This window comes from Pedobacter sp. 05L430, from assembly GCF_056397585.1.
Map to the genome: position 1 here is coordinate 1 of NZ_JBFTNT010000117.1, position 11,646 is coordinate 11,646.

10 protein-coding genes and 1 tRNA gene are annotated in these 11,646 nt (G+C 37.8%); 6 read left to right on the forward strand and 5 right to left on the reverse strand.

Features of this window, described 5'->3' with window-relative positions:
- Positions 1-356 (reverse strand): ligand-binding sensor domain-containing protein (locus AC1DG9_RS15570; RefSeq protein ID WP_477634856.1); only part of this gene is annotated, 356 nt, incomplete at its 3' end.
- Between the two features lie 196 nt (positions 357-552).
- On the opposite strand from AC1DG9_RS15570, the gene AC1DG9_RS15575 reads away from it, so the two are divergent.
- The 5 genes from AC1DG9_RS15575 to AC1DG9_RS15595 all read left to right on the forward strand — a co-directional run bounded on the left by AC1DG9_RS15575 (position 553) and on the right by AC1DG9_RS15595 (position 7,038).
- Positions 553-2,400: a glycoside hydrolase family 2 protein gene (locus AC1DG9_RS15575; protein ID WP_337716329.1), complete on the forward strand. Its 1,848-nt coding sequence runs from the start codon at positions 553-555 to the stop codon at positions 2,398-2,400.
- A gap of 133 nt (positions 2,401-2,533) precedes the next feature.
- Positions 2,534-4,471: a KUP/HAK/KT family potassium transporter gene (locus AC1DG9_RS15580; protein WP_477634857.1), complete on the forward strand. Its 1,938-nt coding sequence runs from the start codon at positions 2,534-2,536 to the stop codon at positions 4,469-4,471.
- 148 nt (positions 4,472-4,619) lie between these two features.
- Positions 4,620-4,695 (forward strand) — tRNA-Lys (locus AC1DG9_RS15585).
- Positions 4,696-4,873: 178 nt separating this feature from the next.
- On the forward strand, positions 4,874-5,782 hold the full coding sequence (locus AC1DG9_RS15590; RefSeq protein WP_172663081.1) for a LytR/AlgR family response regulator transcription factor: 909 nt from the start codon (positions 4,874-4,876) through the stop codon (positions 5,780-5,782).
- Positions 5,783-5,883: 101 nt separating this feature from the next.
- Positions 5,884-7,038, forward strand: a complete 1,155-nt coding sequence (locus tag AC1DG9_RS15595; RefSeq protein WP_172663082.1) for an acyltransferase family protein — start codon at positions 5,884-5,886, stop codon at positions 7,036-7,038.
- On the opposite strand, the gene AC1DG9_RS15600 is transcribed toward AC1DG9_RS15595, so the two are convergent.
- From AC1DG9_RS15600 to AC1DG9_RS15610, 3 genes are read right to left on the reverse strand one after another with little or no spacing between them, the layout of a single operon-like run.
- Positions 7,035-7,397 (reverse strand): putative immunity protein, encoded by a 363-nt coding sequence (locus AC1DG9_RS15600; RefSeq protein WP_172663083.1) that lies wholly within the window; start codon positions 7,395-7,397, stop codon positions 7,035-7,037. The two genes, AC1DG9_RS15595 and AC1DG9_RS15600, sit on opposite strands and share 4 nt — an antisense overlap.
- Positions 7,398-7,410: 13 nt before the next feature.
- Positions 7,411-7,803 carry an acyl-CoA thioesterase gene (locus tag AC1DG9_RS15605; protein ID WP_288879423.1) on the reverse strand — a complete coding sequence of 131 codons (393 nt, stop codon included), beginning with the start codon at positions 7,801-7,803 and terminating at the stop codon, positions 7,411-7,413.
- Between the two features lie 12 nt (positions 7,804-7,815).
- Entirely contained in the window at positions 7,816-8,295 is a 480-nt protein-coding gene (locus tag AC1DG9_RS15610) for a YdeI/OmpD-associated family protein (protein WP_477634858.1), read from the reverse strand.
- 88 nt (positions 8,296-8,383) lie between these two features.
- Here AC1DG9_RS15610 and AC1DG9_RS15615 point away from each other — a divergent pair, with 88 nt between their 5' ends.
- Positions 8,384-8,803, forward strand: a complete 420-nt coding sequence (locus tag AC1DG9_RS15615) for an SRPBCC family protein (RefSeq protein ID WP_172663086.1) — start codon at positions 8,384-8,386, stop codon at positions 8,801-8,803.
- Here AC1DG9_RS15615 and AC1DG9_RS15620 read toward each other — a convergent pair.
- Positions 8,789-11,473 (reverse strand): hypothetical protein, encoded by a 2,685-nt coding sequence (locus AC1DG9_RS15620; RefSeq protein ID WP_477634859.1) that lies wholly within the window; start codon positions 11,471-11,473, stop codon positions 8,789-8,791. The two genes, AC1DG9_RS15615 and AC1DG9_RS15620, sit on opposite strands and share 15 nt — an antisense overlap.
- Between the last annotated feature and the right edge of the window lie 173 nt (positions 11,474-11,646).

Genomic DNA, 11,646 nt, shown 5'->3' on the forward strand with positions numbered 1-11,646 from the left:
GTTATTGGTACTAGCTTAAATTGTTGTGTGGTATCGTTATAACAATACAAGCCATTTGAGGTGCCTACCCAAAGTTGCTTTCTTGCATCTTCAAAAATTGCCCTGATCACATTATTTCTGAGGCTGGTAGTATCGCCTGGTTTGCTACGGAATACTTTAAAACTATATCCATCAAACCTGTTTAAGCCATCTTTTGTTCCAAACCACAAAAAGCCTTTTGAATCTTGTACAATGCTAAATACGGAGTTGTAGGACAAACCTTGTTCTACCTGATAATGCCTGAAATAATACGGCTGTGCCTTTAAAAGGTTTAAAAAAACAAATAGGAAAAGAGCAGTTGTGGTTAGCTTTTTCAAGTTTAGTTTGTAAATGGTTAACGTTACAATTACCAGGGGGTTCTTGAATGGGCCAAATTAATTAATTTCAAATCAAATTGCGACGATTTGAATAAATTTTGAGCCGATTTGTCAAAACATAATTGCTTTATTTGAATATTCGTTCGGCCTGTTAAGCAGGGAGGAACACACAAATCATTAAACCAAGTATTCATTTATGAAATTATTTTCTTACTTAATCGGGCTATGCCTTTCCCAGTCGCTGATCGCATCAGCACAAGCACAAAACTGGAAACCGGTGCCCGGAAAGATCTCTACTCCATGGGCGGAAAAATTAAATCCTGCAAACCCCCTTCCTGAGTACCCGCGACCACAATTGGTACGCAGTAATAACTGGAAAAATTTAAATGGTTTATGGAACTACGCTATCAACCACAAAAACGAAAGCGAGCCTAAAGCCTATCAAGGTAAAATATTAGTTCCTTTTGCAGTTGAATCATCTTTATCTGGTGTAGGTAAAACTGTTGGTAAAGATAGCTTGCTATGGTACCAAACCAGCTTTGCGGTGCCTTCTAACATGAAAAATACCATTTTATTGCATTTTGGTGCGGTGGACTGGAAATCGGAAATCTACTTAAACGGGAAAAAAGTTGGTACACATGAAGGTGGATTTGATCCATTTTCTTTTGACATCACCCCTTTCTTAAAAAAAGGCGGCAAACAAGAACTAACTGTTAGTGTTTGGGATCCAACGGATAATGGGCCACAACCTAGAGGAAAACAACAAATAAAACCAGAAGGTATTTGGTATACACCAGTTACCGGAATATGGCAAACAGTATGGTTAGAAAGTGTTGCTAACAGCTATATCGCTTCGACCAAACAAACGCCGGATATTGATGCTAAATCTTTAACTGTTTCTGCAGATGTGCAAGCTGCACAAGCTGGTGATAAATTAAGGATTACTGCCTTTGATGGTGCATCGAAGGTTTCTGAGCAAGAGGTAGATGCCACGGAGGCAGCTACATTAGTTATTGCGAATCCGAAACTATGGTCGCCAGCAAGCCCATTCTTATACGACTTAAAAGTTGCGTTGGTGCGTAATGGAAAACCAGTTGATGAGGTTAAGAGTTACTTCGCTATGCGTAAATCATCAATGGGTCCGGATGCTAACGGCATCCAAAGAATGTTGCTGAATGACAAGTTTGTATTTCAATATGGACCATTAGATCAGGGATGGTGGCCAGATGGTTTATATACTGCCCCTACCGACGAGGCTTTGAAATTCGATATTATTAAAACCAAAGAAATGGGCTTTAATATGATCCGTAAGCACATTAAAGTGGAGCCTGCACGCTGGTATTATGAATGTGATAAACAAGGTATTTTAGTATGGCAGGATATGCCAAGTGGAGATTTGGGTAACCAATGGGAACCTAATTTAGGTACAATGGGTGGTACAGATAAAGACCGCTCTGCAGAATCTGAAGCGATATACCGCAAGGAATGGAACAAGATCATGGATGACTTGCATAACTTCCCTAGTATTGTTGTATGGACTCCGTTTAATGAAGCCTGGGGTCAGTTTAAGACCAAAGAGATTGCGGAATGGACTAAAGAAAAAGATCCTTCTCGTCTGGTAAACAGCGCAAGTGGTGGTAACCATGTTGTAACTGGCGATATTGTTGATTTACACCATTATCCTAATCCTAGAATGCCTAGACCTGACCTTTTTGGCCCAACTCATGCCATTGTTTTAGGTGAATATGGTGGGTTAGGTTTACCTGTACCGGGGCATACCTGGAAAGAAAAAGATAACTGGGGATATCAGACATTTAAGACCGCAGATGAATTATTTGATAAATATGCTTCATTTATGACTGAAATGGAAGGATTAATTAAAAAAGGACTTTCGGCAGCTGTATATACCCAAACTACTGATGTTGAGCAAGAAACTAATGGGTTAATGACTTACGACAGAAAAGTGATTAAAGTGCCTGCAGCCAAATTAAAAGGGGTTACAGACAAACTTTACAATGCTGATCTTGTTAAGATGAATCCATAAAAAAACGATTTGTACGGAGAGGTGATTATTTCACCTAACCCCGGTAAGAATCTTGGCTTTACGGCTAATTTTCTTCCGGGGTTTTTTCGTTATAGATTATTCATACATTTGCCGCAATATTTTTTAAAAAGCCATGGGCCATCATAAACACATTCAAAAGCTAAGTGCTGCAGGATTACTAATCAGTTTAGGTATTATCTATGGAGATATTGGTACTTCTCCCCTATATGTATTTAAAGCAATTATTGGAGATCGACTGATTACACAAGATCTTATTTTAGGAGGTTTATCCTGTATAGTTTGGACACTTACCTTACAAACCACCATCAAATACGTTATTATTACTTTACAGGCTGATAATAAAGGTGAAGGTGGGATTTTCTCTCTTTTTTCTTTAGTTAAGCGAAAAGCCAAATGGCTGATCATACCGGCTATGGTTGGTGGGGCAGCCTTGCTTGCCGATGGCATAATGACCCCTGCGGTTACCGTTTCGGCCGCCATTGAAGGGTTGGGACTTATCTATCATGACTTGCCTACTGTTCCCATTGTGCTGGCCATCATTATTTTTCTGTTTGGTTTGCAGCAATTCGGAACCTCGCTTGTTGGTAAGGCTTTTGGTCCTATTATGTGGCTTTGGTTTACCATGATCGCTGTTTTAGGTTTTGTACATATTATGGAGTTGCCTGTGATATTAAAGGCAATTAATCCTTATTATGCGTATCATATTCTTACTACCAATCCTGAGGCCTTTTTAATCATTGGAGCGGTATTTTTATGTACTACGGGAGCTGAGGCCMTGTATTCAGATTTAGGTCACTGTGGGCGCTCAAACATCAGGATCAGCTGGATCTATGTGAAAATATGTTTGATATTAAATTATATGGGACAAGGCGTTTGGTTATGGAATTTACAAGGCCAACATCTGGGTGACGTAAATCCGTTCTACCATTTAATGCCGGATTGGTTCCTGATATACGGTATTGCGATTGCAACTGTTGCGGCGGCTATTGCCAGTCAGGCCCTTATTTCAGGCTCATTTACACTGATTGCTGAGGCTGTTAGGCTTAACCTTTGGCCAAAGGTTAAAATTAATTATCCGAGTGAGCAGAAAGGCCAGTTGTATGTTCCTTCTATGAACTGGATATTAATGGTTGGTTGTATAATTGTTGTACTGATTTTCCAGAAATCTGTTAATATGGAAGCAGCTTATGGTTTATCTATTACAGTTGCCATGCTAATGACTACTATTTTGGTTTCTGTATTCCTTTTAAGGAAAAAGGTTCCAAGGTATTTAATAGGAATATTTTTGTTGATCTATGGTGTTATTGAATTGACATTTTTGGCAGGTAATGCAGCAAAAATTCTGCATGGCGGATGGTTTACATTAATTCTGGGTATAACATTGTTCTCGGTTATGTGGACTTGGCACAACGGGCGTAGAATTAGAAACAGATACATGAAGTTTGTTGACATTCAGGATTTCTATCAGCTGATTAAAAACATAAGTGCTGATGCTTCTATTGCCAAATACTCGTCTAACCTGGTATATCTTACCAGCGCTAATTTTAACAGCGAGATTGAATCGTCAGTTATTTACTCTATTATCCAGAAACATCCTAAAAGAGCAGATGTTTACTGGTTGTTGCACGTAGACGTTACTGACGAACCATACACCTTGGAGTATGAAGTAGACCAAATGATACCGGGAAAATTAATTAGAATCGATTTTAGGCTAGGTTTTAGGGTTGAGCAAAGGGTTAATGCATTGTTCAGAAAAGTGGTGGAAGAATTAGTGCAGAGCGGAGAAATTGACATTACCAGTAAATACGAATCGTTAAAAGCCCAAAAGATTCCAGGCGACTTTAGATTTGTTGTGTTAGAGAAGATCATTTCAAACTCAAACAGCTTGAAGTTTATTGAGCGTGTTACAATGTCGTACCATAGAATATTGAAACTCTTGAGCATCTCTGAGAAGCGAGGCTTTGGATTAGACTCTAGCTTTGTTACCGTAGAAAAGGTGCCTTTGATAGTAGATATCCCCGATCCTATTGTAATGAAAAGGATTAAATAAAGTTATTTCCAGAAAGCAGGAAAACGCACTGTAATGAGAATTAAAGAGTTAGCTAAATACTTCAAAATAATTAAAAATATTTCTCAATTTATTTAGCAGAATAATTTTATAATCCTATCTTTGCACCCTCATCAAACAAAAGGAGCATGATTCCGTAGCTCAGCTGGTAGAGCATTACACTTTTAATGTAGTGGTCCTGGGTTCGAATCCCAGCGGGATCACCAGATTTAAAAACCTATTTCGTGATGAAATAGGTTTTTTTTTGCCTTTTTCATTCTATTTAGTCAGTCTTTTTTTATACATACCAGACCTATTAAATCTGTATTTCAGGTTACATGAGCAAAAAAACCTAAAACACCAGATTTTACGTAATTTTAGTGCCAAGCTAAAGCACTTTCAGGAATGAGATTTTACATCAATAAAGCCCATTTGATTAATAATATTGATTATCCAACCAGATATCAATCTGAAAATTTGCTTAAAAGTGCAGGTATTGTTTTTGCTATTATTCTGATATTCCTTTTATTATTTAAACCTTTTGGAGTCTATGATCCGGAATTGAGAATGCATTATTTTTTTATTTGTTTTCTCCACGCATTATCACCTGCATTAATCCTATTGGTTTATTTTGGAGGGCTCAATTATATTAGAAAAAGAAAATATCAATCCGAAAACTGGACTTTGTTTGAGGAATATTTACAGATTGGAGTCATCCTTCTTTTAGCAGGGTTATCAAGTTTCTTTATGCGTGACCTGATATACAACAATACAAACAACTGGTCGTGGCATTATCTATGGGAAGAAATCAGAAACTGTTTTGTTGCGGGTATTTTTTTCTATTTCTTCCTAAGATTATCCAGCTTCTATTTTGAATCGAAAAAAGGCTCACCGTTTGTGTTGCAATTTATTCAGCTAAATATTAAATCAAAAACAACAGATGCTGCGTCAAAACTGTATGTGAACACTCAGGTTAAACAAGATAACTTTAGCCTGGATATAGACCAATTGCTATTTGTGAAAGCAGATGGCAATTATATTGAATTGACGAAAACAAACGGCAATCAAATTACTACAGAAGTAAAGCGGATTTCTTTAACTCAATTTGAAGCTCAAATAACAGATTATCCGAACTTTTTCAGGTGTCACAGAACCTATTTAGTAAACATGTTTAAGGTTGAAAAAGTATCCGGAAACTCACAGGGTTACCTATTGTCTTTTCATGAAACTACTATAAAGGTTCCTGTTTCCAGAAAACAGATCGAAAGTTTCAATAACTATTATCAGCAGCTTCGCAACAAATATATCGCTTAAGCTTGTTGTTCATCACAAAAGCTAGTTACTTGTAACATAACCACATGTAACTGTTTCTTCTTGTTGTACGTTTGTCATCAATAACATTAAGCCAATTTATTATGTCAACTGTACCTGTCACCTTGAATCAGGATTCTGGTTCATCAAACAAATTATTATACATAGAGAATATTAAAGTTCTATTAACAATATTAGTTGTGCTTCATCACACTTTTATTGCTTATAGTTCTTCTGATGGCTGGTATTATAATGAACAAACTACTGTTATAGGAGCACGTATTCCTATGATAATGTTCGTAAGCTTAAATCAGTCCTTTTTTATGGGTTATTTCTTCATGTTGGCAGCCTATTTTACCTACTCTTCTTATTCTAAAAAAGGGACAGCAAAATTTATTAAAGACCGTCTGGTCAGGTTAGGAATCCCTATATTATTCTATTCCTTTATTCTTTCACCATTCGTCAGCTATCTTGTCTACTATTTTGCAAACGAGCATCATATTAACTATTTTGAATATCTGAGCGGATATGATCACTGGATCGAATTAGGCGTTACATGGTTTGTGGCAGCATTACTCCTTTTTACCCTAATTTATGTGGCGACAAAAAAAGCATTTATAATTAGTTTCAAAAAAAACCTGGCAGCGCCAAACTCACGTAGCATATTATTGTTTGCTGCAACATTAGGAATAATTAGTTTTTTGGTCAGAATCATATTTCCTGTTGGATGGGTTCTTGAACCAATCGGATTTCAATTAGGGCACTTTTCGCAATATATTGCATTATTTATTATTGGATTGTTAGCGGCCAAAAACAACTGGCTTGATGGACTTTCTGATAAAACAGGCAAACAACTCAAAACATCTGCCTGGCTATGTTTATTGTTTTATCCAGTGTTTTTTATTATTAAATTTAAACTAGATACACCTTCTCCCTGGTTTTCCGGGGGTCTTCATTGGCAGGCATTATTATACGCTGTGTGGGAACAATGGATTGGTGTTTCTATCCTAACTGCATTATTAATTAAAGGGAAAAGGAGTTGGAACACTTCTTCTGCAATGCTCGCTAAACTATCACGGAGTAGTTTTGCTGTGTATATTTTTCATCCGCTAGTAGTAGTTGGTTTTACGCTGGCGGCAAGAAATTGGGCCATTGAACCTGCAATAAAACTGCTGGTTGTAGCACCATTAGTAGTTTTAGGCAGCTTTGTACTTGGATCATTTATTTTACTGATTCCAGGGGTTAAGAAAATCATTTAATGGTTATCAGGAAAATATTTCTGTTGCCATTCCTTTTCATCCTCAATATCTTTTACTGCCTTAAGTGCATATGATGCAGCATATTTAGCATGAGCAGGCACATGAGCGGTAGCGGCTGCATGCCCAGCAGATCTGGCAGCAGCGATAGCCTGGATATCAATCACCTCTCGCGCTGCCGCATGTGCAGCAAAAGCGAATTTTCTTGCTTCAGTCATTTTGAGTTCTCCGCGAATCCATGAACGGGCAGCAGCGACTGCCTCACGTGGTCTTTTGTCAAAAGGACTGGCCTCTTCAAAAACAAATAGCACACGTTCAGCACAAGCAGCGGCCCAAGCGGTCAAAGCCTGATGTTTATTCATTATTCCCTGTTTTTTATAGATTTAAAGTTTCAAAGACCTCACCTCGTGTTAGCTTACCATCTATTTTTGCTATTGCCTCTACTCTAGCCTTAAGACAAAGCGCATTGTCTGACAGCCGGTAGATATCTTCAAAAAACACCATTTTTACCCCTTGTCTTTCAATCCACAGCTTCACAGAAAAAACATCTCCTGAAGTCAATGAATTCTTAAAATCCATTTCTATTCTGGACACCATTAGCAAAATGCCTTGTTCTGTAAGCTCCTTAAACGAAATTGCCTTCGAATGAAGATACTCATGCCTTGCATGCTCCAAATAATTCTGGTAAACTGCGTTATTTACTACGCCTTGTATATCACATTCATAGTCCCTTACTTTCAGTTGAATTTCAAAAATATAGTCTTTCATATCTCTATTAAATTACCTTTTTTGTTTGCTTAGCAGCAAATCGATGGTTTGAGCAATGCGCCGTACCCGTACTTCGTCCTGGTTTGCCTCCCMAATCCAATCCAGAAAAGCTTTGCGTTCAGTTTCAGTGTAGCTCTGGTAAGTTTGATAAGCTTCAGGTTCATCCTGTAAGCATACTAAAAGATCTTCAGGCATTGCCATAGGTATATCTTCAGCATCTGCGTATAATAGCACGGATACTTTATCACCTTCTTTTTTTCCTGTCTTTTTCCTGATCTCTGCTTTTATTGGAAGGAACAGTCCGCCATCTCTGATGGGCATCAATCCATAATTGATCAATTCATAATCATCAATAGTGCCACTCACCTTCACAGTTCCGAATTTACCTCTATAATCTGAGCTAACTCCAGGCAGCCTCAAATAAGTCCAGCCACCTTTGCCCGGTATTTTCTCCAGTAGAAATGTTCCTTCAATGAGCGGTGCTTTTGACATTTTATAAAAAAAATCTAATGATCATGGTTTTGATTTGTTGTAAAAATAACTAAACTTGATTTAGAATTTTACCTTTATTTTAAAACTGATGCGCATAGAAAAATCTGTCCTGATCAACACTACTCCTGATAAAGTATGGAAGGTATTTACCAATCCATTAATTACCCGAAAGCTGGGCGGGATATATAAAACTGACTGGAATCCGGGCTCTTTTTTTGGATGGCAAAATCTTTCCGGAACCCAGATCACTTACGGCAGGCTGCTAGACTACAGGCCAGGTGAATATCTTAAACATGAATTATTTACGGGTAAGGATATGCAGGAACTGTCCTCTGTGATCAGCTATACCACTATGTTTAAACATGACCATACTATACTCCATGCTACCGAGGAATTATTAGAGGAATTGACAGATGCGGAGTTTGGTGATGCAGTTAGTGGCTGGGAGGCTGCTCTGCAGGAACTTAAAAAAGTGGCAGAGTCTCCCAGCGATCTAAAGATTAAATAGAAACTTCAGTACTGCCATCCTTCCTCTTAGATTATAATGGTTATACCCAAACTGATTAGCTGATAAACTAAAGGTATCATATGCCTTAATATTTGCAAGATTTGTGATATCCAATTCAATATCTGTCCGCCATTTTAGAATCCTATGCCGAATGTTAGCATCGGCAAAGAAGTAGCGAATATCCTCCGTTTGCTGCTGACTGGTATACTGATGTCTGCCGCTGAAGCGCAAAAATGTATTTTTAACAGGAGAATAACCCAAGCTAAATGTTTGATCAGATTGACGTATCCGCTGGCTATATTGATTACCCTCAGAAGTACTGTTTAAGGGGTTGCTTGTAATCCACGACCCTGAACCTTCATATTTCAAGCTGATCTGATCCCATAAGCGAGCCTCTATACTTGGCTGAATGGTAAAGGAAATATTCTTGTAAGGTAACAAGGTTTCATTAAGAAACTGATTAAAACGTGTGGTACCCCATGATGCTTTAACGCCTGTTGTTGCCCCTAGTGCAAAGACATATTTACTAAACCCCGCACTTGCACTAAATGCGCTTACATCGTTTGTATAAGGTAGCAATACTGTACTTGATATATTATTGGTTATCTCTCTTGAGGCAATGGTGTTTGAGGTAGCTTTGGTATAAGAGATACCTGCATTAATATAAAGCATACTAATAGTTCGCTGAAAATTGTAGTTCATACCAAAATTATGCGCGTGCTGCTCTTGTAAAATAGCATTGTTGGCTTCCAAACTGCGATAGTTTGTTAAAATGGTTCCATGATAAATTCCATTTATATTACCTGTCTGGTTAGTGTAAGCATAATTTGCTGACAAATAATCTTCAGCCTGAATATAATATTTTGTTCTGAAGCTGGGATTAAACAAAAAGCGGTTCTTTTTTTCACTAAGGCCGAAGGCCGAATCCCGATAGGCAATGTACTGCAGAGAAAGTGGCAATGATAATATGGTTTCCCATTTCCCCTTTTTCAATTCATAATTGCTATTCAGATATGTTTGATGACGAGTCCATTCTACATGATTGTCCGGATTTCCAATATATGGCGTTTTCTGCCCATCTATTTGATTAAATCTGAGTTCAGAGTTAAGTTCCTGCCATTCATTTTGGACAGCAAACTGATAATTTTGCTTAATTAATCCTTTTGAAAACCGAACACCTATCGATGCATTACTGAACCATGTAGGTGTCTCTACATATTGATTGATTCCTTTGTAAGCCAATCCGCCATTGAAAACATCGGCATTAATTCCAGGGTTTATATTTAATGTTTGTGGATTGTTAAAGTAATTCAAATACCAGTTCAAACTAATTACATTGTTTTTACTAATGGCTGGTATATACTGCAAGCGGTTAGAAAAATCGGCAACCTGGCTTTTAAAATATTGCCCCATGTTCAAATTATTATTTAACAGGGCTCCCCTTCCCATCTGTTTATTGTATCCAAGCTTTAGTGAATTATTGAAATAATACTTATCCTTATTCGCTTCAAGTCGCACGGAAAGATCAGCAATAAAGGGGCTTTTTTCAATATACTGTTGTTCTGTATAGTTAATCGTATCTTGACCTATATAGGTTTCATTGACACTTAAATAGTCCATTTTATTTTTGTCGACTAGTAAGCTCGCATTTGTTTTCAATTGCCAGCCATTCCAGATATTAAATAGATTATTAGCATTTAAAGACCCTGAATTGTTGAAATAATAGCGATTTGTAGGAAGTTCCGGCRCCCCGACTGTTCCGGTGGACAGCAGAGGTGATGGACGGGAGTTCCCCAGATTTGATCGCATACCCGGCTGATTAAATGCGGTAAGTTCAGGAGCCAGATCAGTTCCGGTGTTATTTCCCTTAAGCACATTTAGCATCTTGTATTTCTTGTTAAATAAAATCGAGTTGATTTCCTCGTCGTATTGCCCAGGTAATCCGGCTCCTACCTTTATTTGTCCGGCCAGCTTTAGTCTGGCAGTATCTTTAATTTTAAGATTAAGGGCAACATCCTCGCTCAGCGCCTTACCCTTAAGCACTTTGTTAGGTTGGTGGTTTTGCATTACCTCTACATCCTGAACCATTCCATTCGGAATGGTTTTGGTACCCACTCCATAACGATCATCCAGAAGGTCATCTCCATCAACATATAAGTTAGATATGTCCTTACCATTAAACTTTATCTGGCCGCTTTCGTTTACCTCCATACCGGGCATTCGCTTTATCACGTCACCAATAGTACGGTCTTCTCCTTTGGCAAAAGATCCAACATCATAACTCAATGTATCTCCACTGGAACGGGTTCTGGGCCTGCTTTTTATTTCAATCTCTGATAGGTCTATTACTTGTTCCTCCATCAATATTTCATAGCTTACTTTTCCCTGTGCTATTGGCGTGACGGACTTTTTATAACCAAGATAATTGACTTCAATAAACAACTCCGTTATTTTAACTGTATCAGGTAGCAGCAGTGAAAAGTTCCCTTCAACATCGCTAGCTTTAAAGGTTAAAATACTTTGATTCTGCGACTTAACTGTCACCGTTGCATAAGCCACAGGTTTGCCTGTATTTGTTTTTAATATACCTTTTATTTGGCGCTGCTGTGAATATGCGGAAAAGGTCAGGCAACACAACAAAACACTAATTAGCAATCTGATACTATTCATTATTTATTGGATAATTCTAATGGATTATTAAATACAGGCTTTCCATTCATTTTATTTGACATGCTCATTTTAGCATCCATCTCTTCTTTGGTCATCTCCTTGCCTGTTTCATCTTTAAAAACCATTTTTGTTTGCACATTTGCACCAGCCGGAATTGGCATATTCCTTAACAT

Bases quoted from the DNA above. Each gene is read 5' to 3' on its own strand.
- AC1DG9_RS15615 (WP_172663086.1), top strand. From the start codon at position 8,384: ATGCGCATAGAAAAATCTGTCCTGATCAACACTACTCCTGATAAAGTA.
- AC1DG9_RS15590 (WP_172663081.1), top strand. From the start codon at position 4,874: ATGAGATTTTACATCAATAAAGCCCATTTGATTAATAATATTGATTAT.
- AC1DG9_RS15605 (WP_288879423.1), bottom strand. From the start codon at position 7,803: ATGAAAGACTATATTTTTGAAATTCAACTGAAAGTAAGGGACTATGAA.
- AC1DG9_RS15595 (WP_172663082.1), top strand. From the start codon at position 5,884: ATGTCAACTGTACCTGTCACCTTGAATCAGGATTCTGGTTCATCAAAC.
- AC1DG9_RS15575 (WP_337716329.1), top strand. From the start codon at position 553: ATGAAATTATTTTCTTACTTAATCGGGCTATGCCTTTCCCAGTCGCTG.
- AC1DG9_RS15600 (WP_172663083.1), bottom strand. From the start codon at position 7,397: ATGAATAAACATCAGGCTTTGACCGCTTGGGCCGCTGCTTGTGCTGAA.